This window comes from Rhodobacter xanthinilyticus, assembly GCF_001856665.1.
GTDB lineage: Bacteria > Pseudomonadota > Alphaproteobacteria > Rhodobacterales > Rhodobacteraceae > Rhodobacter > Rhodobacter xanthinilyticus.
Genome location: NZ_CP017781.1, coordinates 453,191 through 475,539 on the forward strand (window position 1 = coordinate 453,191; position 22,349 = coordinate 475,539).

The 22,349-nt window shown below is 69.8% G+C and carries 24 protein-coding genes and 1 tRNA gene; 12 read left to right on the forward strand and 13 right to left on the reverse strand.

The features are described 5' to 3' along the window. Positions 1-64: 64 nt before the first annotated feature. The 3 genes from LPB142_RS02240 (at position 65) to LPB142_RS02250 (ending at position 3,521) form a co-directional block, all read left to right on the forward strand. The gene (locus tag LPB142_RS02240; protein WP_071165382.1) at positions 65-1,351 is read left to right on the forward strand and encodes an ABC transporter substrate-binding protein; all 1,287 of its coding nucleotides are present in this window, start codon (positions 65-67) and stop codon (positions 1,349-1,351) included. Between the two features lie 56 nt (positions 1,352-1,407). Next, positions 1,408-2,229 (forward strand): ABC transporter ATP-binding protein, encoded by an 822-nt coding sequence (locus LPB142_RS02245; RefSeq protein ID WP_068766244.1) that lies wholly within the window; start codon positions 1,408-1,410, stop codon positions 2,227-2,229. 71 nt (positions 2,230-2,300) lie between these two features. After that, positions 2,301-3,521 carry a phenylacetate--CoA ligase family protein gene (locus LPB142_RS02250; protein WP_071165383.1) on the forward strand — a complete coding sequence of 407 codons (1,221 nt, stop codon included), beginning with the start codon at positions 2,301-2,303 and terminating at the stop codon, positions 3,519-3,521. A gap of 134 nt (positions 3,522-3,655) precedes the next feature. Here the strand turns inward: LPB142_RS02250 and ykgO are convergent, their stop codons facing one another. Beyond that, positions 3,656-3,781, reverse strand: a complete 126-nt coding sequence (gene ykgO, locus LPB142_RS02255) for a type B 50S ribosomal protein L36 (protein ID WP_013069105.1) — start codon at positions 3,779-3,781, stop codon at positions 3,656-3,658. A 64-nt stretch (positions 3,782-3,845) separates the two neighbouring features. Then, positions 3,846-3,920 (reverse strand) — tRNA-Val (locus tag LPB142_RS02260). Between the two features lie 159 nt (positions 3,921-4,079). Here LPB142_RS02260 and LPB142_RS02265 point away from each other — a divergent pair. Then, entirely contained in the window at positions 4,080-4,949 is an 870-nt protein-coding gene (locus LPB142_RS02265) for an N-formylglutamate amidohydrolase (RefSeq protein ID WP_156506842.1), read from the forward strand. Here the strand turns inward: LPB142_RS02265 and LPB142_RS02270 are convergent, their stop codons facing one another. Together LPB142_RS02270 and clpB are read right to left on the reverse strand one after the other, a co-directional pair. Beyond that, entirely contained in the window at positions 4,950-6,215 is a 1,266-nt protein-coding gene (locus LPB142_RS02270) for a DNA polymerase IV (protein WP_068766242.1), read from the reverse strand. A 170-nt stretch (positions 6,216-6,385) separates the two neighbouring features. Next, complete coding sequence (gene clpB / locus LPB142_RS02275; protein WP_071165384.1) at positions 6,386-9,001, reverse strand: ATP-dependent chaperone ClpB; 2,616 nt, start codon at positions 8,999-9,001, stop codon at positions 6,386-6,388. Between the two features lie 205 nt (positions 9,002-9,206). Here clpB and LPB142_RS02280 point away from each other — a divergent pair, with 205 nt between their 5' ends. Then, positions 9,207-9,416 carry a hypothetical protein gene (locus LPB142_RS02280; RefSeq protein WP_071165385.1) on the forward strand — a complete coding sequence of 70 codons (210 nt, stop codon included), beginning with the start codon at positions 9,207-9,209 and terminating at the stop codon, positions 9,414-9,416. Between the two features lie 291 nt (positions 9,417-9,707). After that, on the forward strand, positions 9,708-10,418 hold the full coding sequence (pyrF, locus tag LPB142_RS02285) for an orotidine-5'-phosphate decarboxylase (RefSeq protein ID WP_071165386.1): 711 nt from the start codon (positions 9,708-9,710) through the stop codon (positions 10,416-10,418). A 51-nt stretch (positions 10,419-10,469) separates the two neighbouring features. Here the strand turns inward: pyrF and LPB142_RS18920 are convergent, their stop codons facing one another. The 5 genes from LPB142_RS18920 to LPB142_RS02300 all read right to left on the reverse strand — a co-directional run bounded on the left by LPB142_RS18920 (position 10,470) and on the right by LPB142_RS02300 (position 12,274). Then, positions 10,470-10,637 (reverse strand): hypothetical protein, encoded by a 168-nt coding sequence (locus tag LPB142_RS18920; RefSeq protein WP_156506841.1) that lies wholly within the window; start codon positions 10,635-10,637, stop codon positions 10,470-10,472. A gap of 75 nt (positions 10,638-10,712) precedes the next feature. Beyond that, the gene (locus LPB142_RS02290; RefSeq protein ID WP_071165387.1) at positions 10,713-10,985 is read right to left on the reverse strand and encodes an NfeD family protein; all 273 of its coding nucleotides are present in this window, start codon (positions 10,983-10,985) and stop codon (positions 10,713-10,715) included. Continuing rightward, on the reverse strand, positions 10,985-11,866 hold the full coding sequence (locus LPB142_RS02295) for an SPFH domain-containing protein (RefSeq protein WP_068766237.1): 882 nt from the start codon (positions 11,864-11,866) through the stop codon (positions 10,985-10,987). Before LPB142_RS02295 ends, LPB142_RS02290 begins: the two co-directional genes overlap by 1 nt. A gap of 19 nt (positions 11,867-11,885) precedes the next feature. Further along, on the reverse strand, positions 11,886-12,038 hold the full coding sequence (locus tag LPB142_RS18925; protein WP_156506840.1) for a hypothetical protein: 153 nt from the start codon (positions 12,036-12,038) through the stop codon (positions 11,886-11,888). Continuing rightward, complete coding sequence (locus tag LPB142_RS02300) at positions 12,038-12,274, reverse strand: GlsB/YeaQ/YmgE family stress response membrane protein (RefSeq protein WP_068766236.1); 237 nt, start codon at positions 12,272-12,274, stop codon at positions 12,038-12,040. The genes LPB142_RS18925 and LPB142_RS02300 overlap by 1 nt, the downstream gene beginning before the upstream one ends. 117 nt (positions 12,275-12,391) lie before the next feature. Between LPB142_RS02300 and LPB142_RS02305 the strand changes: the two genes are divergently transcribed. Continuing rightward, on the forward strand, positions 12,392-14,716 hold the full coding sequence (locus LPB142_RS02305) for a Tex family protein (protein ID WP_071165388.1): 2,325 nt from the start codon (positions 12,392-12,394) through the stop codon (positions 14,714-14,716). Here LPB142_RS02305 and cobS read toward each other — a convergent pair. The 3 genes from cobS to cobU are packed head-to-tail and all read right to left on the reverse strand — an operon-like array spanning position 14,713 to position 16,957. After that, positions 14,713-15,453, reverse strand: coding sequence for an adenosylcobinamide-GDP ribazoletransferase (cobS, locus tag LPB142_RS02310; protein WP_071165389.1), 741 nt, complete (start codon positions 15,451-15,453; stop codon positions 14,713-14,715). The genes LPB142_RS02305 and cobS overlap by 4 nt on opposite strands. Then, positions 15,450-16,457, reverse strand: a complete 1,008-nt coding sequence (gene cobT / locus LPB142_RS02315; RefSeq protein WP_071165390.1) for a nicotinate-nucleotide--dimethylbenzimidazole phosphoribosyltransferase — start codon at positions 16,455-16,457, stop codon at positions 15,450-15,452. The genes cobS and cobT overlap by 4 nt, the downstream gene beginning before the upstream one ends. Beyond that, entirely contained in the window at positions 16,454-16,957 is a 504-nt protein-coding gene (gene cobU, locus LPB142_RS02320; RefSeq protein ID WP_068766232.1) for a bifunctional adenosylcobinamide kinase/adenosylcobinamide-phosphate guanylyltransferase, read from the reverse strand. The genes cobT and cobU overlap by 4 nt, the downstream gene beginning before the upstream one ends. A gap of 67 nt (positions 16,958-17,024) precedes the next feature. Between cobU and LPB142_RS02325 the strand changes: the two genes are divergently transcribed. From LPB142_RS02325 to bluB, 5 genes are read left to right on the forward strand one after another with little or no spacing between them, the layout of a single operon-like run. After that, positions 17,025-17,600: a histidine phosphatase family protein gene (locus LPB142_RS02325; protein ID WP_071165391.1), complete on the forward strand. Its 576-nt coding sequence runs from the start codon at positions 17,025-17,027 to the stop codon at positions 17,598-17,600. After that, complete coding sequence (locus tag LPB142_RS02330) at positions 17,591-18,385, forward strand: hypothetical protein (RefSeq protein WP_071165392.1); 795 nt, start codon at positions 17,591-17,593, stop codon at positions 18,383-18,385. Before LPB142_RS02325 ends, LPB142_RS02330 begins: the two co-directional genes overlap by 10 nt. After that, the gene (cbiB, locus tag LPB142_RS02335; RefSeq protein WP_071165393.1) at positions 18,382-19,320 is read left to right on the forward strand and encodes an adenosylcobinamide-phosphate synthase CbiB; all 939 of its coding nucleotides are present in this window, start codon (positions 18,382-18,384) and stop codon (positions 19,318-19,320) included. The genes LPB142_RS02330 and cbiB overlap by 4 nt, the downstream gene beginning before the upstream one ends. Beyond that, positions 19,320-20,270: a threonine-phosphate decarboxylase CobD gene (cobD, locus tag LPB142_RS02340; protein WP_071165394.1), complete on the forward strand. Its 951-nt coding sequence runs from the start codon at positions 19,320-19,322 to the stop codon at positions 20,268-20,270. Before cbiB ends, cobD begins: the two co-directional genes overlap by 1 nt. Then, positions 20,270-20,893, forward strand: coding sequence for a 5,6-dimethylbenzimidazole synthase (gene bluB, locus LPB142_RS02345; protein ID WP_071165395.1), 624 nt, complete (start codon positions 20,270-20,272; stop codon positions 20,891-20,893). The genes cobD and bluB overlap by 1 nt, the downstream gene beginning before the upstream one ends. Here bluB and LPB142_RS02350 read toward each other — a convergent pair. Beyond that, positions 20,890-22,335, reverse strand: a complete 1,446-nt coding sequence (locus LPB142_RS02350) for a cobyric acid synthase (RefSeq protein WP_071165396.1) — start codon at positions 22,333-22,335, stop codon at positions 20,890-20,892. The genes bluB and LPB142_RS02350 overlap by 4 nt on opposite strands. Positions 22,336-22,349 lie beyond the last annotated feature (14 nt).

The following is a 22,349-nucleotide window of genomic DNA, read 5'->3' on the forward strand; positions in this document are numbered from 1 at the left end:
CTTTCGACAGACCGGGCAACCGGCCAAACCTGAAAATCCGAATACGTTCTGGGAGGATAAACGTATGAAGACCACCTTCGCCGCGCTTGCGGCCGCGGCCATCGCCGCAACCTCGACCCCGGCTTTCGCCGATCTGGTCGTGCCGAACCTGAGCTATCGCACCGGGCCCTATGCCGCCAACGGCATCCCCTATGCCGACGGGTTCAACGATTACTTCACGCTCCTGAACGAGCGCGATGGCGGCATCGGCGGCGAGAAGATCGTCGTGCCGGAATGCGAGACCGCCTATAACACCGAGAAGGGCGTCGAATGTTACGAGAGCACCAAGGGTCAGGGCGCGCTCGCCTATAACCCGCTCTCGACCGGCATCACCTATCAGCTGATCCCGAAGGTCACCGCCGACAAGCATGTGCTCTACACCCCGGGCTACGGGCGCACCTCGGCGGCGAACGGCAAGGTCTTCGAATGGGTCTTCAACTACCCGGCGAACTACTGGGACGGCGCCTCGGTCGCGATCAAATATCTGCTCGATCAGAACGGCGGCGATCTGAACGGCAAGAAGGTCGCGCTGGTGTTCCACAACTCCGCCTATGGCAAGGAGCCGATCCGCACCCTCGAGGAGCTCTCGAAGAAACACGGCTTCACGCTCTCGACGATCCCCGTCGACAGCCCCGGCCAGGAGCAGAAATCGCAGTGGCTGCAAATCCGCCGCGACAAGCCCGATTACGTCATCATGTATGGCTGGGGCGTGATGAACCAGGTCGCCATCCAGGAAGCCGTGAACATCAAGTTCCCGATGGAGAATTTCATCGGCATCTGGTGGTCGGGCTCGGAGAATGACGTGGGCCCGGCGGGCGCGGGCGCGAACGGCTACAAGTCGATCTCGTTCCACGGCGTCGGCGCCGAATACCCGGTCTATCAGGATCTGAAGAAATACGTCTTCGACGCGGGCAAATCGACGGGCGCGGCCGATGAGCTCGGCTCGGTGCTCTACTCGCGCGGCATGTATGCGGCGATGATCATCTCCGAGGCGATCCGCGAGGCGCAGGCGCGCGCGGGCCATGCGGCGGTCACCCCCGAGGAGGTGCGCGAGGGCTTCGAGAACCTCAACCTCACCGAAGCGCGGCTGACCGAGCTCGGCCTGCCGAACTTCGCCCAGCCGATCGCGGCGAGCTGCGCCGACCATGGCGGCCCGGGCTCGGCGATGATCCTGCAATGGGATGCGGGCGCCAAGACCTGGGGCGCGGTCTCCGACTGGATCACCGCCGATGCCGATGTGGTCGACCCGCTGATCGCCGAGGATTCCGCGGCCTTCGCCAAGGAATCGGGCATCACCGAGCGCTGCAACTAAGCCGATCTCCCCGGCCGCCCGCAACGCGGCCGGGGACCACCCCGAGGGAGACCATCATGCTCGACGCCGCCAAGACCGAGACCCTGCTCGAAGTGAACAACATCGAGGTGATCTACAACCACGTCATCCTGGTGCTCAAAGGCGTCAGCCTGAGCGTGCCCAAGGGCGGCATCACCGCGCTTCTGGGCGGCAATGGCGCGGGCAAGACCACCACGCTGAAAGCCGTCTCGAACCTGCTCAAATCCGAACGCGGCGAGGTCACCAAGGGCTCGATCCTCTACCGCGGCGAGCGCGTGCAGGACATGGCGCCCGCCGATCTCGTGCGCAAGGGCGTGATCCAGGTGATGGAGGGGCGGCATTGCTTCGAACATCTCACCGTCGAGGACAACCTGCTCACCGGCGCCTATACCCGCACCGATGGCCGCGCCGCGATCGCCCGCGATCTCGAGATGGTCTACAGCTATTTCCCCCGCCTCAAGGAGCGCCGCAAGAGCCAGGCCGGCTATACTTCGGGCGGCGAGCAACAGATGGTCGCGATGGGCCGCGCGCTGATGAGCCGCCCCGAGACGATCTTGCTCGACGAGCCCTCGATGGGCCTCGCGCCGCAGCTCGTCGAGCAGATCTTCGAGATCGTGAAAGCGGTGAACGAGGGCGAGGGCGTGACCTTCCTGCTCGCCGAGCAAAACACCAACGTCGCGCTGCGCTACGCCCATTACGGCTATATCCTCGAGAGCGGCCGCGTGGTGATGGATGGCCCGGCGCAGGCGCTGCGCGAGAACCCCGACGTCAAGGAATTCTACCTCGGCATGTCCGACGACGGCCGCAAGAGCTTCCGCGATGTGCGCAGCTACCGCCGCCGCAAGCGCTGGCTCGCCTGATCCAACCCGTTGAAACGAAAAGATTGCTGCGCAGCATTTTCGCGCAGCCCGCTGCAAGGATGAGGGCCCGGATGAGCCGCTACTATGACAGTCTCGAAACCCGCTCCGCCGATGAGCGCGCGGCCGCGCTCTCCCGGGTGTTGCCCGAGGTGCTCGCGCGGGCGCTCAGCACCCCGGGGCTCGCGGCGCATCTGGGCGCTCTCGATCCGGCCACGGTGACCTCGGCCGAGGCGCTGGCGAAACTGCCGGTGCTGCGCAAATCCGATCTGAGCGCGGCGCAGAAAACCGCCTCGCCCTTTGGCGGCATGACGGTGAAACCCGCCGCCGCCTTCGCCCATATCTTCCAGAGCCCCGGCCCGATCTACGAGCCGGGCGAGATGCGCCATGACTGGTGGCGGATGGGCCGCTTCCTGCATGCCTGCGGGGTGGGGCAGGGCGATATCGTGCAGAACTGCTTCGGCTATCACCTCACCCCCGCGGGGATGATCTTCGAGAGCGGCGCGCGCGCGGTGGGCGCGGCCGTCCTGCCCGCAGGCACCGGCCAGACCGAGCTTCAGGTCCGCGCCGCGGTCGATATCGGCACCACCGTCTATTCCGGCACCCCCGATTATCTGAAGGTGATCCTCGACAAGGCCCATGAGATGGGCGAACGCCTCGCGATCACCCGCGCCGCGGTCGGCGGCGGCGCGCTCTTCCCGAGCCTGCGCGCCGAATATGCCGAGCGCGGCATCACCTGCCTGCAATGCTACGCCACCGCCGATCTGGGCAATATCGCCTACGAAACGGAGGCGATGGAGGGGATGATCCTCGACGAGGGCGTGATCGTCGAGATCGTCCGCCCCGGCACCGGCGACCCGGTCCCCGATGGCGAGGTCGGCGAGGTCGTGGTGACCACGCTCAACCCCGATTACCCGCTGGTGCGCTTCGCCACCGGCGATCTGAGCGCGATCCTGCCCGGCGAGAGCCCCTGCGGGCGCACCAACCGGCGCATCAAGGGCTGGATGGGCCGCGCCGATCAGACCACCAAGATCAAGGGCATGTTCGTGCGCCCCGAACAGGTCGCAGCCTTCGTCGCCGCCCACCCCGAGGTCACCCGCGCCCGCGTCATCGCCACCCGCGAGGGCGAGATGGATGCGATGACCGTGCGCATCGAGACCGAGGCCGACGCGCCTGCGCGCTACGCCGCCGGCATCGTCTCGGCGCTCAAACTGAAGGGCACGATCGAACTGGTGCCACCCGGCTCGCTGCCCAATGACGGCAAGGTCATCGACGATCTGCGCAAATACGACTGATTTCAACGATGTGAAAATATCCCGGGGGAGGCCGAGGCTCTGCCTCGGCCCGGGGGCAGAGCCCCCCTTCCGGCAAAAGGAAAAGGCCGCGCGGGTTTCCCCAGCGCGGCCTTGAAATCCGTGGCTCGAGTGCCTCAGCCCTGACGGGCCTTGAAGCGCTTCTGCGTCTTGTTGATCACATAGACGCGGCCCTTGCGGCGCACGATCTGGCAATCGCGATGACGCTGCTTGAGCGAGCGGAGCGAGTTACGAACCTTCATAGGTCATCTCCTTTTCGCGGCGCGCGTGCGCCTTGAGCTTTTACCCCCTTGCGGGAGCGGTGAATGGTGGGCGGTACTGGGATCGAACCAGTGGCCACTACGATGTCAACGTAGTGCTCTACCGCTGAGCTAACCGCCCACATCCTCGGTGATTCTCGCCTCTCGTCTCTTCCCGAAAGAAAAGACGCGGGAGAACCGCGTCGGTGAGCGGGTCTATAAGCAGAGTCGGCGGCGCATGCAAGAGGGTTTTGGAGAGAAATCAAATCGGTGTAGTCTGGGGGCGAAAATCGGAGAGACAATGCCCGCAGCCCTGACCGAGACCCCGGCCTATCGCCTCTGGCGCCCCGCGCCTGCGCAAAGCGCGGTGGTCTTCGCCTCGCCCCATTCCGGGCGCGATTATCCGGCCGCATTGCGCGCGCGCACGGCGCTCTCGCCCGAATCGCTGCGCTCCTCCGAGGATGCTTATGTCGACCGCCTCCTCGAGACCGCGCCCGGGGTCGGCGCGGCGCTGATCGCGGCGCGGCTGCCGCGCGCCTGGGTCGATCTCAACCGCGCGCCCGATGAGCTCGACCCGGCGCTGATCGAGGATCTCGGCCGCCGTGCGGGCAGCGGGCCGCGCGTCGCGGCGGGGCTGGGGGTGATTCCCCGCGTGGTCTCGGGCAGCCGCGCGATCTATTCGGGCAAGATCGGTCTCGCCGATGCCGAGGCGCGCCTCGCCGAGGCCTGGCGCCCCTATCACGACGCACTCGGCGCGCTCCTCGAGGAAACCCGCGCGCGCTTTGGCCGGGCGATTCTCCTCGACATGCATTCGATGCCCTCCGAGGCGATCGAGCCGGGCCCGCGCGGCGCCCCCGAGATCGTGCTGGGCGACCGCTACGGCGCCTCGGCGCGCGCGGCCACCGTCGCCGCCATCGAGGAGGTCTTCACCGGGCTCGGGCTGCGGGTGGCGCGCAACGCCCCCTTCGCGGGCGCCTATATCGCCGCGCGCTACGGCCGCCCCGCCGAGGGGATCGAGGTCGTGCAGGTCGAAATCTCGCGCGCGCTCTACCTCGATGAAGCGACCGTGCGCCCCGGGCTGCGCTTTGGCCCCTTCGCGGCGCTGATGGCCCGCGCGGTGGCGAGCCTTGCCGCGATCGGCGCCGAGGGGGGGCGCCTCGCGGCCGAGTGATCAGCCCTCGCGCTTGAACCCGCGCCCCAGCCCGATCGCCCCGGCGCCGAATTTCGCCCGAATCGCATCCGCCGCCCGCTCGGCCCCGGCGCGCGCGCCTGCCTGCGGGTCGAGCAGATCGCCGATCGGGTCGCGCCCATCGGCCGGGGTGAGCTCGCCATAGCCCGCCCCGATCAGCCGAAACGGCCCGCGCTCCTCGAGCGCATCGAAAAGCCGCTCTGCCTCGCGGTAGAGCGTATCGGCGAGCTGCGAGGGCTCGCTCAGCCGATGCTGCCGCGAAAGCGCCGAGAAATCCGCCCGCCGCAGCTTCAACACCACCACCCGCCCCGCGAGACCCTTGGCCTTCATCCGCGCGGCGGTCTTGTCGCACATATGCCAAAGCTGCGCCTTCAGCGCGGCGCGATCGCTCAGATCCGCCTCGAAGGTGGTCTCATGCGAGACCGATTTGAGCGGCTCATCGGGGCTCACCCGGCGCGCATCCTGCCCCATCGCCAGCGCATGCAGCCGCGCCCCGCTCTGCCCAAAGCGCGCCACCATCGCCTCGCGCCCCGCCCGGCGGATATCGGCCAGCGTGCGCAACCCCGCCCGCCCGAGCATCGCCCGCGTCGCCGCCCCCACCCCCCACAGGAGCGACACCGGCTTGTCGCGCAGGAACTCCTCCGTCTCCCCCCGCCCGATCACCGAAAACCCGCGCGGCTTGTCGAGATCCGAGGCGATCTTGGCCAGAAACTTGTTGTGCGAGAGCCCGACCGAAGCCGTCACCCCGATCTCCGCCTCGATCTCGCGCGCGAGCCGCGCCATCAAAACCGCCGGCGGCGCCCCATGCAGCCGCTCGGTGCCGGTCAGATCGAGAAACGCCTCATCGAGCGAGAGCGGCTCGACCAGCGGCGTCAGCGCGCGCATCTTTGCCCCGATCGCCGCCGAAACCCCGGCGTAATGCGCCATCCGCGGCCGGATCACCACCGCATCGGGACAGAGCTTGAGCGCCTGATACATCGGCATCGCCGAGCGTACCCCCGAGATCCGCGCGATATAACAACAGGTCGAGACCACGCCCCGCGTGCCGCCCCCCACGATCACCGGCTTCGACCCGAGCTCGGGCGCGTCGCGCTTCTCCACCGAGGCATAGAAACTGTCGCAATCGAGATGCGCGATCGAGAGCGAAAAGAGCTCAGGATGCGCCAGAACCCGCCCCCGCCCACAGGCCGGGCAACGCGCGGGCGCGCCATCGAAAACGCTCAGACAATCTCGGCACAGCGCAGGCATGGCGCCACTCTACCGCGCCTGTGTGCAAGCGGCGAGGGGGATGCGTATTTGGGCCAAGAAGAAGGGGCTTTCATCTTGCCAAAAATATCCCGGGGGAGTCCGCAGGACGGGGGCAGCGCCCCCCGCGACGGCCCCAAAAGGAAAGGGGCGGGTTTCCCCGCCCCCTTCGATCAGTGCACCGGCGCCGCGGCCGGCTTTTCGCGGCTGGAGGCCTGAACCTTGCCGCCGACGATCAGCCCGCTCGCATCGGCCGAGACCTTGATCACCTCGCCGTCGCGCACCGCCCCGCTCAGGATCAGCTCGGCCAGCGGGTCTTGCAACGCGCGCTGGATCACGCGCTTGAGCGGGCGCGCGCCATAGACCGGGTCGTAGCCCTCGTCCGCCAGCCACATCTGCGCGGCCGCGTCGAGATCGAGCGCGATCTTGCGCGCCGCCAGACGTTTCTCGAGCCGCTTGAGCTGGATCGCGACGATCCCGTCCATATTGGCCCGCGTCAGCCGGTCGAAGATCACCATCTCGTCGAGCCGGTTCAGGAACTCGGGGCGGAAATGCGCCCGCACCGCCTCCATCACCTCGGCCTTGGCATCCTCGCTCGAGGCGCCCTCCGGCAGATGGCTGAGCGCCTGGCTTCCGAGGTTCGAGGTCAGCACGATCAGCGTCTGCTTGAAGTCGACCGTGCGGCCCTGACCATCGGTCAGAACGCCATCATCGAGCACCTGCAGGAGCACGTTGAAGACATCCGGGTGCGCCTTCTCGACCTCGTCGAAGAGCACGACCTGATAGGGCCGGCGCCGCACCGCTTCGGTCAGAACGCCCCCCTCATCATAGCCGACATAGCCCGGAGGCGCCCCGATCAGCCGCGCGACCGAATGTTTCTCCATGAACTCCGACATGTCGATGCGCACCATCGCCGTGTCATCGTCGAAGAGATATTCGGCGACCGCCTTCGTCAGCTCGGTCTTGCCCACACCCGTCGGCCCGAGGAACAGGAACGAGCCGAGCGGCCGGTTCTCGTCATTGAGCCCCGCGCGCGCGCGCCGCACCGCGTTCGACACCGCGGTGATCGCCGCATCCTGGCCGATGACGCGCTTGTGCAGCTCCTCTTCCATCTTGAGGAGTTTCTCCCGCTCGCCCTCGAGCATCTTCGAGGTCGGGATGCCGGTCCAGCGCTCCACCACCTCGGCGATCTGCTCGGGCCGCACGGCCTCCTCGACCATCTGGCCGTCCTCTTTCTCCTCGGCCTCCGCCAAGCGCTTCTCGAGCTCCGGGATCCGCCCGTATTGCAGCTCGCCGGCCTTTGCGAAATTGCCCTCGCGCTTGGCCTGATCGAGCTCGGCGCGGGCGCGGTCGAGCTGCTCCTTCACATCGCGGCTCGCCTCGAGCTTGTCGCGCTCGGCCTGCCATTTCGCGGTCATCGCCGCGGCACGGTCCTGCAACTCGGCCAGATCCTTCTCGATCTTCTCGAGCCGGTCCTTCGAGGCCGCATCATCCTCGCGCTTGAGCGCCTCGGCCTCGATCTGCATCTGCAGGATCTGCCGGTCGAGCGCGTCGAGCTCCTCGGGCTTGCTGTCGACCTCCATCCGCAGACGGCTCGCCGCCTCGTCCACGAGGTCGATCGCCTTGTCGGGCAGGAACCGGTCGGTGATGTAGCGATGCGAGAGCGTCGCCGCCGCCACCAGAGCCGAGTCGGAGATCCGCACGCCATGGTGCAGCTCGTATTTCTCCTTGATGCCCCGCAGGATCGAGATCGTGTCCTCGACGGTCGGCTCCTCGACCATCACCGGCTGGAACCGCCGCGCAAGGGCCGCATCCTTCTCGACATATTTGCGATATTCATCGAGCGTGGTGGCGCCCACGCAATGCAGCTCACCGCGCGCCAGCGCCGGCTTGATCAGGTTCGCCGCATCCATCGCGCCGTCCGATTTGCCCGCGCCGACCAGCGTGTGCATCTCGTCGATGAAGAGAATGATCTCGCCCGCGGCCGCCTCGATCTCCTTCAAGATCGCCTTCAGCCGCTCCTCGAACTCGCCGCGATATTTCGCCCCCGCGATCAGCGCGCCCATGTCGAGCGCGAGGAGCTTCTTGTTGCGCAGGCTCTCGGGCACGTCGCCGTTGATGATCCGCAGAGCAAGGCCCTCGGCGATCGCGGTTTTGCCGACGCCGGGTTCCCCGATCAGCACCGGGTTGTTCTTGGTGCGGCGCGAGAGCACCTGCATGGTGCGCCGGATCTCGTCGTCGCGGCCGATGATCGGGTCGATCTTGCCTTCCTCGGCGGCGGCGGTCAGGTCGCGGGCATATTTCTTGAGCGCGTCATAGCCCTCCTCGGCCGAGGCCGAATCGGCGGTGCGACCCTTGCGCAGATCGTTGATCGCGCTGTTGAGCTTTTGCGCGGTGACCGCGCCCTGATCGAGGCAATCCTTGGCGCGGGTGTTGACCATCGCGAGCGCCATGAGGATCCGCTCGACCGGCACGAAACTGTCGCCCGCCTTCTTGGCGATCGTCTCGGCCTCGTCGAGCACCCGCACGAGGCTTTGCTCGACATAAACCTGCCCGTCGCCGCCCGAAACCTTCGGCAGCTTCGAGACCGCGAGATCGACCGCCTCGGTCACCCGCGCAGGCTCGCCGCCCGCACGCCGGATCAGGTTCGACGCGAGCCCCTGTTCGTCATCCATCAAGGCCTTGAGCAGATGCTCCGGCACCACGCGCTGGTGCCCCTCACGCATCGCAATTGTCTGAGCGGATTGGATAAAACCGCGCGACCGCTCCGTGAACTTCTCCATGTTCATCGGTATCTCCTTTGCTGAAGCCCCCGGAAAACGCAGCGCCCAATCGGCACGCCACTGGCCGGGTCTTGCAAGAAAGTTGGCCCCGCGCCGCGCCCGGTTCAAGGGGCTGCGACCTTCTGGCCACAGATTTTTCGCACGGGCCCGGCGGAAGGAACGAAATGGAAACTAATTTCGTTCAAGGTAAATGCAACAGAGGAGGCCGCCGATGATCCAGACCTTTGCCACCCGTATCGCCGAGCTGGTCTATAACGCCGCGCGGCGCCGCTTCGAGGCGGTGGTGGAGTTTTTCGCCCCGGTCATGCCCGCGCCGCTGCGGGTGCCGGTGCGGGTCTATGCGCACCCCGATCTGAGCCATGAGCGGCTCGTGCGGGCCTTGATGCGCGAGGCGCGGCGGCGCGGCATCGACCGCTATTGAGATAACCTGCGGCCAGAAGGCCCGCGGACGAAACGCTCCGAAGTCAGGTCGGAGGGGGATCTGGGCACAGATCCTGAGCGGGGCCCCGAAACGGGTCCGGGCTCGGGTCCAAGGGCGGGCGGGGGGGCGCAGGATGCGGCTCCTACCGCCCTTTGGCCTGTCTGGGCCCTTTGGCCTGTCCGGAAAGGCCGCTTTCCCTTGACCGGGCGGGTTTTGCGGCGCAAAAGGCAGGCGTTTGTCCGCAGGCCTGCGCCCAGGCCGCGCCCCTCGCCAGCTCACCGGAGATCCGCCATGACCGCTCTTCTGCCCGCCGACGACCGCCTGATCGTCGCGCTCGATGTCCCCAACGCGCTCGAGGGCCTCGGCCTCGCCAAGACGCTGGGCGCCTCGGTCTCCTTCTACAAGATCGGCCTTGGCATGCTGACCGGCGGCGGGCTGGCGCTCGCCAATGAGCTCAAGCTCGAATTCGGCAAGAAGATCTTCCTCGACATGAAGCTCTTCGACATCGGCGCCACCGTCGAGAACGCGGTGCGCGGCCTTGCGCAATATGACCTCGATTTCCTGACCGTCCACGGCGACCCCTATGTCGTGAAGGCCGCCAAACAGGGCGCCGCCGGCAAGGAGATGAAGATCCTCGCGGTGACGATCCTGACCTCGCTCGACCGGGCCGATCTCGACGGCGCGCTGATCAAGGAGGGCGCGATCGCCGATCTCGTGACCGAACGCGCGGGGCGCGCTTTCGAGGCGGGCGCCGATGGCGTGATCGCGAGCCCGCAGGAGGCCGCGGTGATCCGCGCGCTGCCCGAGGCGAAGGGCAAGCTGATCGTCACCCCGGGCGTGCGCCCGACGGGCGCGGCGCTCGGCGATCAGAAGCGGGTGGAGACCCCGGCCTCGGCGCTCGGCGCGGGGGCCGATCACCTCGTCGTCGGCCGCCCGATCTGGAAGGCCGAAGACCCGCTCGCCGCCGCGCAGGCGATTCTGGCCGAGATCGCCGGCGTCTGAGCAAAGAAAAAGGCGGCCCGGGGGCCGCCTCATCGCACCGGGGCGCGGCGCTCAGTGCGCGGCGCTATGGTGCACGGTCGCGCTCGTGGTCGAGCTCGAATCGCCCGCCATCGGGTTGGCGATGAACAGATAGGCGACGAGCGCGACCAGCGCCACGGTCACCGATTTGACGACGAAAGCGAGACCTTCGGCCTCGCGCGGGAAGTCCTTGTTGCTCATGCGTCTCTCCTGAAGCGTTTGCGCCTCCCTAAGACGCGCGCGCGCGAAAATCCAGCCCCTCGCGCGCGTCAGACCTCAATTCTCGTTGATATCGCGATCCCAGAGCTTGCTCTGCCCGGCGCGCACCCCCGCCAGCCGCCGCGCGACGAGCCAGACCGGCAGCGCCGTCGCCGCCGCAACCAGCAGAAGCGGCGGCAGGCTCGCCCCCAGCACCCCCAGCCAGACGAGGAACCCCACCACAACCGCCCCGATCGCAAAGCCCAGCAGCACGAACCCCGCCACCAGCATCTCGAGGATGCCGAGCACGATCCCCGCCGCGATCCAGAGCCACGCTTCCTGCCAGAGCATCACGCCTTCCCCTTCATCAGCGAAAACGCGTTCGAAAACGCATCGAGCGCGGCCGCGGGCAACAGCACGACCTGTTTGCCCTCGCCCTGGCCCACCGTCGTCAGCGCCTCGACCTGTTTCAGCGCGACCTGATATTGCGCGGCCTCGAGCCCGTTTTGCGCGATCGCCTCGGCGATCACCCCGGTCGCATAGGCCTCGGCATCGGCCAGAACCCGGCGCGCCTTGGCGGCCTGTTCGGCGGCGTAAAGCTCGCCATCGGCCTGCAATTCGACCGCGCGCTTGCGGCCCTCAGCCTCGGTCACCTGCGCGCGCCGCGCCCGCTCGGCGTTGAGCTGCTGCAACATCGCCGCCCGCGTCGCCTCATCGAGGTTCACATCGAGGATCTCGGCCCGCGTCACCTCGATCCCCCAGTCATCGACGACATTGGCAAGGCTCGACTGGATCGTGCCGATCAGCCCCGCGCGGTTCGATTGCACCGTGTCGAGCTCCATCTTGCCGATCTCGGAGCGCACGATCCCCGCGACCGTCGTCGAGATCGCGGCATCGACATCGCGGATCCGGTAGACGGTCTTTTCCGGCTCGATGATGCGGTAAAAGACCGAGGTCTCGACCTGCACGAGCACGTTGTCGGCGGTGATCGCGTCCTGCCGCGTCGAGGGCAACTGGCGCTCGAGGATCGAGATTTTATGCGCCACCCGGTCGAGGAACGGCACGATGAAGTTGATCCCGGGCCCGAGCACCGCGCGCAGCCGGCCAAACCGCTCGACCACATGTTTTTCGGATTGCGGCACGATCCGCACGCCGAGGAAGACGCACAGGATGACAAAGCCGGTGAGCGCGAGAAGGACGATATCGCCGCCGGAGAGGGTTTCGGAATACACAGGCAACTCCTTGAAATAACTAATGATGTTCGGGAAGAAGTTTGACCGCCACGAGCGCGCCCGCCGCGATCACCGCCCAGCCGCCGGGCCGCGTCGCAAGCCACAGCACCACCGCGAAGGCGATGCCGGCCACCCGGGTGGCGCCAAGGCCGAGAAAGGCAAGAACCGGCATCATCTCCCCCCGTAGCGGCGCCAGAGCCACAAGATCAGCGCCGCCCCCGCCACCGCGCCGACGAAACCCGCCATCCAGCCGCCGACCATCGTCAAGAACCGCAGCACGAGCCCGCCGACCAGCGCGCCGATCACCCCCACCGCCACCGTCGTGGGGATATCCGCCTCGATCTTCATCAGGCGGGTGGCGAGAAAACCGGCGGCGGCGCCGATGATGAGGAGTGCGACAAGCGACATGCGGCCCTCGGGCGATTGCGCCCTCAATATGGGGCCTCGAGCGCGCGTTGGGAAGGGCTTGGCGCGCGCGCCCCGCGCGGCTATGAAGGCCGCCCGGATCAATGCAGGAGGCCGCCCGTGATCGCCGAAGCCCGTATCGCCGCAACCATCGCGCAAGAGATCGGCGCCCGCGCAGATCAGGTCACCGCGGCGGTCGGCCTGCTCGACGGGGGCGCGACCGTGCCCTTCGTGGCGCGCTACCGCAAGGAGGTCACCGGCGGGCTCGACGATACCCAGCTGCGCACCCTCGCCGACCGCCTCGCCTATTTGCGCGAGATGGAGGCCCGCCGCGCCGCGATCGTGAAATCGATCGACGAGCAGGGCAAGCTGACCGACGACCTCGCCACCCGCCTCGCCCGCGCGGTGACCAAGGCCGAGCTCGAGGACATCTACCTCCCCTTCAAGCCCAAGCGCCGCACCAAGGCGATGATCGCGCGCGAAAACGGCCTCGGGCCGCTGGTCGAGGCGATCCTGGCCGACCGGATGGCCGACCCCGAGGCGCTCGCCGCGGGCTACCTTTCGGAGGCGGTGCCGAGCGTGAAGGACGCGCTGACCGGCGCGCGCGATATCGTCGCCGAGAGCCTGACCGAGAACGCCGAGCTTCTGGGGGCCTTGCGCGCCTATCTGCACCGCGAGGCGTTCCTGACCGCCAAGGTCGTCGCCGGCAAGGAGGCCGAGGGCGCGAAATTCTCCGATTATTTCGACCACCGCGAGCGCTGGGCCGATGTGCCCTCGCACCGGGCGCTGGCGATGCTGCGCGCCTCGAACGAGGGGATCGTGACGCTCGATATCGCGCCCGATGAAGAGGGCGTGGCGCGGGCCGAGGCGATGGTCGCGGCGGTGCTCGAGGCGCGGGGGGGCGGCAAGGGCGATGAGTGGCTGCGCAAAACCGCGGGCTGGACCTGGCGGGTGAAGCTGTCGCTGTCGATGATGCTCGACCTGCTGGGCGATCTGCGCGGCCGCGCGCAAGATGAAGCGATCCGGGTTTTTGCGCGCAATCTCAAGGATTTGCTTCTGGCCGCGCCGGCCGGGGCGCGCACCACGATGGGGCTCGATCCGGGGATCCGCACGGGCGTCAAGGTGGCCGTCGTCGATGCCACCGGCAAGCTTCTGGAGACCGCGACGGTCTATCCGTTCCAGCCGAAGATGGATCTGCGCGGCGCGCAGGCCACGCTGATGGCGCTGATCGCGCGCCATGGGGTCGAGCTGATCGCGATCGGCAATGGCACCGCCAGTCGCGAGACCGAGAAGATGGTCGCCGACCTGCTGAAGGCGCTGCCCGCGGGGGTGAAGGCGCCGGTGAAGGTCGTGGTCTCGGAGGCGGGTGCCTCGGTCTATTCGGCCTCGGAGCTCGCCGCGCGCGAATTCCCCGGGCTCGACGTGTCGCTGCGCGGCGCGGTCTCGATCGCGCGGCGCCTGCAAGACCCGCTGGCCGAGTTGGTCAAGATCGAGCCGAAGTCGATTGGCGTCGGGCAGTATCAGCATGACGTCGATCAATCGAAGCTCGGCCATGCGCTCGAAGGGGTGGTCGAGGATGCGGTGAACGCGGTCGGCGTCGATCTCAACACCGCCTCGGCGCCGCTTCTGGCGCATGTCTCGGGGCTCGGGCCGGGGCTGGCCGAAGCGATCGTCGCGCATCGCGACGAGCATGGCGCCTTTGCCTCGCGGCGCGAGCTTCTCAAGGTCGCGCGGCTCGGGCCGCGGGCGTTCGAGCAATGCGCGGGCTTCTTGCGGATCCGCGATGGCAAGGAGCCGCTCGATGCCTCCGCCGTGCACCCGGAAGCCTATGATGTTGCGCGCAAAATCGTCTCCGCCTGCGGGCGCGACATCCGCGCCTTGATGGGCGACAGCTCCGCGCTCAAACGGTTGCGCGCGGAGGATTTCGTGACCGCGGATTTCGGCCTGCCGACCGTGCGCGACATCTTGGCCGAGCTCGAGAAACCCGGCCGCGACCCGCGCCCCGATTTCAAGACCGCGAGCTTTGCCGAGGGGGTCGAGATGATCACCGACCTCAAACCCGGGATGGTGCTCGAGGGCACGGTCACGAATGTCGCGGCCTTCGGCGCCTTCGTCGATATCGGCGTGCATCAGGATGGGCTCGTGCATGTCAGCCAGCTCGCCGATCGGTTCGTCAAAGACCCCCATGAGGTCGTGAAAGCGGGCGATGTGGTGCGGGTGACGGTGGTCGAGGTCGATGTGCCGCGCAAGCGGATCGGGCTGACGATGCGCAAGGATGGCGGCACCAGCGCGCGCGAGGAGCGCGCCGCGCGCGGGCCCGCGACGGGCGCGCCGAAGGGCAAGGGCGGCGGCGGCGCCCCGCGCGGCCCGATGCAGGCCGGGCCGAAGGGCGCCTCCACGGGCGCGTTCGGGGCGGCGCTGATGGATGCGCTGAAGAAGCGTTAACGCGCGAGCGTCAGCAGCGCGGCGATCTCGGCGAGCTGTTGGGCGGCGCCGAGCACATCGCCCGTCTGCCCGCCGATCTTGGCGCGCGCGAGCCGCGCAAGGCCAAGCGTGACAAGCGCCTGCACCGCCATCGCGCCCGCCATCCCCGCGAGGAAGAGCGCCGGCCCCCCGGCGAGCCCCGCCGCGACCAGCGCGCCCGCGAGCCCCGCGCCCGCGGCCGCGCGCCCGAGCCCATCGGCCCGCGCCGGCGGCATCAGCGCAAGCAGCATCGCCGAGGCGACGCGGCTCGTCATCGCCACCGCGATCAGCGCGAGCGCCGCCCGCCCCGGTGTCTCGGCCAGCGCCGCGACGGCCTGCCAGCGCAGCCCGACCGAAACGATCAGCGCCAGCGTGCCATAGGAGCCGATCCGCGAATCGCGCATGATCTCGAGCCGCCGCGCGGGGTCGCGCCCGCCCCAGAACCCGTCGGCAAGATCGGCGAGCCCGTCCTCATGCAGCCCCCCGGTCGCGAGCATCTGCGCCCCGAGCGCGAGCCCCGCGGCCAGAGGCGCCGCGAGCCCCGCCGCCAGCGCCGCGAGCAGAACCGCCGCGCCGATCCCGCCCACCGCCAGCCCTGCCAGCGGAAACGCCCAGACCGCCGCCCCGAGCGCCGGCACCGGCTCGCCAAGCCGCCCCGCCGGCAGCCGCGTCAGCAGCATCACCGCGAGCTGCACCTCGGCGAGCCGGGCGCGGATCATTTGTCGGAAACCCCGGCCTCGCCGAAGGTCGCCATGCCGTTATGCACCTCGAGCGCCGCGCGCAGGATGCCGAGCGCCAGCGCCGCCCCCGAGCCCTCGCCGAGCCGCATGTCGAATTCCAGTACCGGTTTTTGCCCGATCGCGGCGAGCAGCCGACGGTGGCCGGGCTCGGCCGAGGCATGGCCGACGAGGCAATGGTCAAGGAGCCGCGGGTCGGCCGCGTAGAGCACCGCCGCCGCCGCGGTGCAGATGAACCCGTCGAGGATCACCGGGATATGCGCCGCCCGCGCCGCCAGAACCGCGCCGCAGATCGCCGCCTGCTCGCGCCCGCCGAGCGCCGCGAGCGTCTCCATCGCCGAGAGCCCACCGTGACGCGCGAGCCCCGCCTCGATCGCGGCGATCTTGCGCGCGATGCCCTCGGCATCCGAGCCGGTGCCGGGCCCGACCCATTCCGCCGGCGTCGCCCCGAAGAGCGCCGAGGCCAGCGCCGCCGCGATCGTCGAATTGCCGATCCCCATCTCGCCGAGGATCAGCACATCCGCCGTCGGATCCACCGCCGCCGCGCCGCGGGTCATCGCCTCGAGCGTCTCGGCCTCGGTCATCGCGGGGCCTTGGGTGAAATCGGCGGTCGGGGTGTCGAGATCGAGCGCGACGACCGAGAGCGCGGCGCCATTGGCGCGGCACAGCTGGTTGATCGAGGCGCCGCCATGTTCGAAATTCGCCACCATCTGCTTGGTGACTTCCTGCGGATAGGGGTTCACCCCCTGCGCGCAAATGCCGTGATTCCCGGCGAAAACAACGGCTTGCGCCTTCTTGATCACGGGGCGCGCGGTTGCCCGCCAGCCCGCCATGAAGATCGCCAGCTCCTCGAGCCGCCCAAGCGAGCCCGGCGGTTTCGTCAGGCTGTTTTGCCGCGCCAGCGCAGCCTCGCGGGCGGCGCTATCGGCCACAGGCAGGGTATCGGCGAGCGAAGCGATCTGCGAAAGCGCGGTGAATTCCATCATTTGACCTTCAGTGGCAGGCCGCAGACGGCGAGGGTGACTTCCTCCGCCGCTGCCGCGACCCATTGGTTGAGAAGCCCCGCGGCGTCGCGGAACTCACGGGCGAGCCGGTTTTCCGGGACGATCCCGGCGCCGAGCTCATTGGTGACGAAGACGACCGGCGCCCTCTGCTCGGGCAGCGCGGCGATCAGCGCGCGGCCCGCGGCGCGCCAGTCATGGCCGCCGAGCATGAGGTTCGTGAGCCACAGCGTCAGGCAATCGACGAGCCGCGGGCGCCCGTCGGTGACGCGCAGCGCGCCCACGAGGTCGAGCGGTTCGCTATGGGTGATCCATTCCGGGCCGCGCCGGGCCTGATGCTCGGCGATCCGGGCCTCCATTTCGCTGTCGAAAGCCTGCGCCGTTGCGATATAGACGGCGGGGCGCCCGAGGTCGAGCGTCCGCGCTTCGGCGATGTGGCTCTTGCCCGAGCGGGCGCCGCCGGTGACGAGGATGGTGCGAGTCATCGTGCCTCTTGTTCCTTCGGCGCTGACAAAGCAGAAACGGCGCCGGGACGGAAGGAGAAATGCGACCATGGCCGAAGGGGGCGCGACGGAAATCCTGTTGATCCGCCATGCGCCGCAGATCAACGGCGGGCGGCTGGCGGGGCGGCGCGATGTGCCGGCGGATTGTTCCGACGCGGCGGCGTTTGCGGCGCTGGCGGCGGCGGCGGGGGCCGTGGATGCGCTCGTCGCGAGCCCGGCGCTGCGCTGTGTGCAGACGGCCGGCGCGCTTTGGCCCGGCCGCGCGCCCGAGCTCGATGCGCGGTTCTGGGAGCAGGATTTCGGCGATTGGGAGGGGCTGCCCTTTGCGGATCTGCCCGATATCGGCCCGCTCTCGGGCGAGGCCCTGGCGGCGCATCGGCCCCCCGGCGGCGAGAGTTTCGCCGAGCTTTGCGCGCGCCTTGCGCCGGGGTTTGACGATCTCGCGGCGCGCGGCGGGCGGGTGGCGCTCGTGGCTCATGCGGGGGTGGTGCGCGCGGCTTTGTCGCGGGCGGTGGGGGCGGTCGCGGGCGGGCTCGCGTTTCAGGTGGCGCCGCTCTCGCTGACCCGGATCGTGGTCGCGGGCGGGGGCTGGTCGGTCGCGGAGGTCAACCGGCGATGCGGCTGAACCTGCGCGTGCCGGGGCATTTCGGCGAGCTGATCCAGGGGCGGCTCGGCGCCTGCGGGCCGGTGGTTCTGGTGACGCTGCCCTGCGCCGATCTTGGCGTGGTGGCGGGGTGTCGGCCTGGGCGGGGGCTTGCGCTGCACCGCGCGGGCGCGCCGGGGCGGGGGCTTGCGCTCCTGCGCGCGCTGGGCCTCGCGGCGCCCGGGCGGGTCGCGATGCGGCCGCTGGCCGAGCCCGGCTGCGGCACTGGCGTCTCGACGGCGAGCCTCGTTGCGCTCGCCGCGCTTGCCGGCTGGCGGGGCGCGGCGGAGGATCTCGCGGCGGCCTGTGTCGCGGTCGAGGGCGCCTCCGATCCGCTGATGTTTCCCGCGCCCGAGCGGCTCTTGTGGGCCTCGCGCGCGGGGCGGGCGCTCGCGCTCCTGCCGGCGCTGCCGCGGTTCGAGGTGCTTGGCGGCTTTTGGGGCCCGCCGCGCGCGACCGATGCCAAGGACAGCGATTTCGCCGATATTTCCGATCTCGTGGCGGCCTGGCAGGGCGCGCGCGCGCTTGGTGATTTTGCCGCTTTGGCCTCGGAAAGCGCCGCGCGCAGCCTCGCGCGGCGGGGCCCCGCGGGCGATCCTGTGGCAGGGCTTGCGCAGCGGTTTGGCGCGCTCGGGTGGTGCATGGCGCATACTGGCGCCGCGCGCGGGTTGATTTACGCGCCCGGCACGGTGCCCGAGGGCGCGGCGGCGGGGCTGCGTGCGGCGGGGCTGCGCGGGGTGCGGGTGTTTCGGGGGGGCTCGGCATGAGTTTCGCGGGGATGATGCTGGTCGCGGTCGCGTGCGATCTCGCCTTTGGCTGGCCGGGGGCGCTTTACGCGCGGATCGGCCATCCGGTGACCTGGCTCGGGCGGCTGATCGGCGCGCTCGATCGTCGGCTCAACCGGCCGGGCCGGCCGCGGCGCGCGCGGGGCGTGCTGGCGGCGGCGGTGGTGATCGGGCTCGCCGCCGGGGTGGGCGGCCTCGCGCAGGCGCTCCTGCCCGAGGGGGTTTGGGGCGTGGTGCTCGGCGGGGTGCTCGCCTGGCCGCTCGTCGCGATCCGCTCGATGCATGAACATGTCGCGGCCGTCGCGCGCCCGCTTCTCGCCGGCGATATCCCCGCCGCGCGTCAGGCCGTCGCGATGATCGTCGGGCGCGACCCCTCGCGCCTCGACAGCGCGGGCGTGGCGCGCGCGGCCCTCGAGAGCCTCGCCGAGAACAGCTCCGACGGCATCGTCGCGCCGCTTTTCTGGGGCGTGGTCGCGGGCCTGCCCGGGATCGCGGCCTACAAGGCGATCAACACGCTCGATTCGATGATCGGCCACCGCACGCCGCGCCATGAGGCCTTCGGCTGGGCCTCGGCGCGGATCGACGATTGGGTGAACCTGATCCCCGCGCGGCTCACCGGGCTGCTCTTTGCGCTGGCCTCGGGGCGGCCCGGGCGCGGGCTGCGGGTGATGGCCCGCGACGCGCGCGCCCACCGCTCGCCCAACGCCGGCTGGCCCGAGGCCGCGATGGCCGGCGCGCTCGGTGTGCGGCTCTCGGGCCCGCGCGTCTATGCCGATCGGGTCGCCGAGGAGCCCTGGCTCAACGGCACCTGCCCCGATCCGTTTCCGGCTGACCTCGCGCGCGGACTTGCGCTATACGCCCGGGCGATGGCTCTGGGCGTTGCGCTGATCGCGCTCGCCGCGGCGGGGGGGATCTGATGCGCGACCATGGCGGCAATATCGATCAGGCGCGGGCCGCGTATGGCGGCGCCGATTGGATCGACCTCTCGACCGGCATCAACCGCGTGCCCTATCCGCTGCCCGCGCTCTCGCCCGAGGCCTGGACGATGCTGCCCACGGCCGAGGCCAAGGCGGGCCTGATCGCCGCGGCGCGCGCGGCCTTCGGCACCGAGGCGCCGGGCGTCGCGCTCGCAGGCGCGCAGGCCGCGATCCAGCTCTTGCCGCGTCTGCTTGGCCCCGGGCGGGCGCGGGTGCTTGGGCCCACCTATAACGAACATGCCGCGAGCCTGCGGGCGGGCGGTTGGGCGGTCGAGGAGGTGGAGACGCTCGAAGGTCTCGCGGGCGCCGATCTCGCCGTGGTGGTGAACCCCAACAACCCCGATGGCCGCACCCATGCGCCCGCCGCGCTGCGCGCGCTTGCGCCCCGCGTCGGCCAGCTTGTCGTCGATGAGAGCTTCGCCGACCCGGTGCCGGGGCTGTCGCTGCTTGCCGACCCGGGCGAGATCCTCGTGCTGCGCTCGTTTGGCAAGTTCTGGGGGCTCGCTGGGCTGCGGCTCGGCTTCGCCTTCGGCCCCGCGGCGCGGATCGCCGGGCTCGCCGAGATGGCCGGGCCCTGGCCGGTCTCGGGCGCGGCGATCGAGATCGGGCGCGTGGCGCTCGCCGATACCGCCTGGCGCGCGGCCACGATCGCGCGGCTCACCGCCGAGGCGGCGCGGATCGACGCGCTCGCCGCCCGCGCGGGCTGGCGCCTCGTCGGCGGCACGGCGCTCTTTCGCAGCTATGACACGCCCGACGCCGCCGCGGCGCAGGACCGGCTCGCCCGGGCGCGGATCTGGTCGCGGATCTTTCCCTATTCGCCCCGCTGGATCCGGCTCGGCCTGCCGGGCGGCGGCGCGGAATGGCAGCGGCTGGAGGAGGCGCTCGTCTGATGGAATTCGATGACCTCGCGCGCGAGGCGCTCGCGCGGATTTTGCGCTGGCGCCGCGATGTGCGCCATTTTCGCCCCGATCCGGTCGCCGAGCCGGTGCTCGAGCGGCTGCGCGCCGCGATGGATTGCGCGCCCTCGGTCGGCAATGCGCGCCCCTGGCGGGTGATGCGCGTGGAGAGCCCCGCGATCCGCGCCGAGGTGCGGGCGATTTTCGAGCGTTGCAACGCCGAGGCCGCCGGCCAATACGCGGGCGCGCGCGCCTCGGCCTATGCCCAGCTCAAGCTGCAAGGCATGGATGCCGCCCCCGTGCAGCTCGCGGTTTTCACCGTCACCGACCCGGAGGCGGGCCACCGCCTTGGCCGTCTCACCATGCCCGAGACGCTGCGCCAATCGACCGCGATGGCGATCTACACGCTCTGGCTCGCGGCGCGGGCCGAGAACCTCGGGCTCGGCATGGTCTCGATCCTCGACCCGGAGGCGGTGGCGCGCGCAGTCGGCGCGCCGGCGGGCTGGGAATTCGCGGCCTGGCTCTGCATCGGGCACCCCGAGTTCACCGACGACACGCCGCTTCTGCACCGCGCCGGCTGGCAGGAAAATGCGCCGACCGTCTGGGACAAGATCTAGCGGGCGAGGCCGAGAAGCCCCCCCACATCGAGATGCGCCTCGAGATGATCGGCGAGCGCATCGAGCGCGGCCTCGACGCTCGCGCCCTGCGAGCGGCCCGACGCCGCGACGCCGATCTGCGCCAGATAGGCCGCGCGGAAAGCGTCTTGCGCGAACATCCCGTGCAGGTAGCTGCCCGTCACCCGCCCGTCGGCCGAGGTCGCCCCCTCCGGCGCGCCGCCGATCCGCGCAAACGGGCGCGCCCGGTCGGCGCCCTCGGTGCGCCCGATGTGGATCTCATAGCCCGAGATCGCGAGCCCGGTGGGCGCATGCACCGCCTCGGTCCGCGTCAGGCGCTTGTCGGGCGTCATCACGGTTTCCACATCGAGAAGCCCGAGCCCCGGCGTGCGCCCCGGCGCGCCCTCAATCCCTTGCGGATCGTCGACGAACCTCCCCAGCATCTGGTAGCCGCCGCAGATACCCAGCACATGCCCGCCACGCCGCACATGCGCCGCAAGGTCGATATCCCAGCCCTGCGCGCGCAGAAAGTCGAGATCGCCCCGCGTCGATTTCGACCCGGGCAAGATCACCAGCCGCGCATCGCCCGGGATCGCCTCGCCCGGCCGCACCATGATCAGATCGACCCCGGGCTCGGCCTTCAGCGGATCGAGATCATCGAAATTCGCAATCCGCGAGAGCGTCAGACAGGCGATCTTCACCCCCCCGCCCAAGGGCCCCGAGGCGAGGTCGAGCGCGTCCTCGGCGGGCAGCAGATGCGCCTGCGCAAACCACGGCAAAACCCCGAACCCGCGCCAGCCGGTGCGCGCCTCGATCATCCGATAGCCATCGTCAAAGAGGCTCGGATCGCCGCGGAACTTGTTGATCAGAAAGCCCTCGATCATCGCCGCATCGGCCGGGTCCAGCACCGCCTGCGTGCCGACGATCTGCGCGATCACCCCGCCCCGGTCGATGTCGCCGGCAAGCACGACCGGCACATCGGCCGCCCGCGCAAAGCCCATGTTGGCAATATCGCCCGCCCGCAGATTGACCTCCGCCGGCGAGCCCGCGCCCTCGACGATCACCAGATCATGCGCCGCCTTCAGCCGCCCGAAACTCTCGAGCACAGCGCCCATCAGCTGCGGCTTGAGCGCCCAATATTCCCGCGCCCGCGTGGTCGTCAGCCGCCGCCCCTGCACCACGACCTGCGCACCAAGCTCGCTCTCCGGCTTCAAGAGGATCGGGTTCATGTCGACCATGGGCTCGAGCCCCGCGGCCCGCGCCTGCAAGGCTTGCGCCCGCCCGATCTCGCCGCCGTCCGCCGTCACCGCGGCGTTGTTCGACATGTTCTGCGGCTTGAATGGCGCCACGCTCAGGCCCCGCCGCACCGCCGCCCGGCACAGCCCCGCCACCAGCATCGACTTGCCGACATTCGAGCCCGCCCCCTGAATCATGATCGCCGTCATCGCCGCCCTCCAGC

Excerpts from the sequence above, each read along its gene's own strand:
- LPB142_RS02240 (WP_071165382.1), top strand. The coding sequence starts at position 65 with ATGAAGACCACCTTCGCCGCGCTTGCGGCCGCGGCCATCGCCGCAACC.
- LPB142_RS02245 (WP_068766244.1), top strand. The coding sequence starts at position 1,408 with ATGCTCGACGCCGCCAAGACCGAGACCCTGCTCGAAGTGAACAACATC.
- LPB142_RS02250 (WP_071165383.1), top strand. The coding sequence starts at position 2,301 with ATGAGCCGCTACTATGACAGTCTCGAAACCCGCTCCGCCGATGAGCGC.
- ykgO (WP_013069105.1), bottom strand. The coding sequence starts at position 3,781 with ATGAAGGTTCGTAACTCGCTCCGCTCGCTCAAGCAGCGTCATCGCGAT.
- LPB142_RS02265 (WP_156506842.1), top strand. The coding sequence starts at position 4,080 with ATGCCCGCAGCCCTGACCGAGACCCCGGCCTATCGCCTCTGGCGCCCC.
- LPB142_RS02270 (WP_068766242.1), bottom strand. The coding sequence starts at position 6,215 with ATGCCTGCGCTGTGCCGAGATTGTCTGAGCGTTTTCGATGGCGCGCCC.
- clpB (WP_071165384.1), bottom strand. The coding sequence starts at position 9,001 with ATGAACATGGAGAAGTTCACGGAGCGGTCGCGCGGTTTTATCCAATCC.
- LPB142_RS02280 (WP_071165385.1), top strand. The coding sequence starts at position 9,207 with ATGATCCAGACCTTTGCCACCCGTATCGCCGAGCTGGTCTATAACGCC.
- pyrF (WP_071165386.1), top strand. The coding sequence starts at position 9,708 with ATGACCGCTCTTCTGCCCGCCGACGACCGCCTGATCGTCGCGCTCGAT.
- LPB142_RS18920 (WP_156506841.1), bottom strand. The coding sequence starts at position 10,637 with ATGAGCAACAAGGACTTCCCGCGCGAGGCCGAAGGTCTCGCTTTCGTC.
- LPB142_RS02290 (WP_071165387.1), bottom strand. The coding sequence starts at position 10,985 with ATGCTCTGGCAGGAAGCGTGGCTCTGGATCGCGGCGGGGATCGTGCTC.
- LPB142_RS18925 (WP_156506840.1), bottom strand. The coding sequence starts at position 12,038 with ATGCCGGTTCTTGCCTTTCTCGGCCTTGGCGCCACCCGGGTGGCCGGC.
- LPB142_RS02300 (WP_068766236.1), bottom strand. The coding sequence starts at position 12,274 with ATGTCGCTTGTCGCACTCCTCATCATCGGCGCCGCCGCCGGTTTTCTC.
- cobS (WP_071165389.1), bottom strand. The coding sequence starts at position 15,453 with ATGATCCGCGCCCGGCTCGCCGAGGTGCAGCTCGCGGTGATGCTGCTG.
- cobT (WP_071165390.1), bottom strand. The coding sequence starts at position 16,457 with ATGATGGAATTCACCGCGCTTTCGCAGATCGCTTCGCTCGCCGATACC.
- cobU (WP_068766232.1), bottom strand. The coding sequence starts at position 16,957 with ATGACTCGCACCATCCTCGTCACCGGCGGCGCCCGCTCGGGCAAGAGC.
- LPB142_RS02325 (WP_071165391.1), top strand. The coding sequence starts at position 17,025 with ATGGCCGAAGGGGGCGCGACGGAAATCCTGTTGATCCGCCATGCGCCG.
- LPB142_RS02330 (WP_071165392.1), top strand. The coding sequence starts at position 17,591 with ATGCGGCTGAACCTGCGCGTGCCGGGGCATTTCGGCGAGCTGATCCAG.
- cbiB (WP_071165393.1), top strand. The coding sequence starts at position 18,382 with ATGAGTTTCGCGGGGATGATGCTGGTCGCGGTCGCGTGCGATCTCGCC.
- cobD (WP_071165394.1), top strand. The coding sequence starts at position 19,320 with ATGCGCGACCATGGCGGCAATATCGATCAGGCGCGGGCCGCGTATGGC.
- bluB (WP_071165395.1), top strand. The coding sequence starts at position 20,270 with ATGGAATTCGATGACCTCGCGCGCGAGGCGCTCGCGCGGATTTTGCGC.
- LPB142_RS02350 (WP_071165396.1), bottom strand. The coding sequence starts at position 22,335 with ATGACGGCGATCATGATTCAGGGGGCGGGCTCGAATGTCGGCAAGTCG.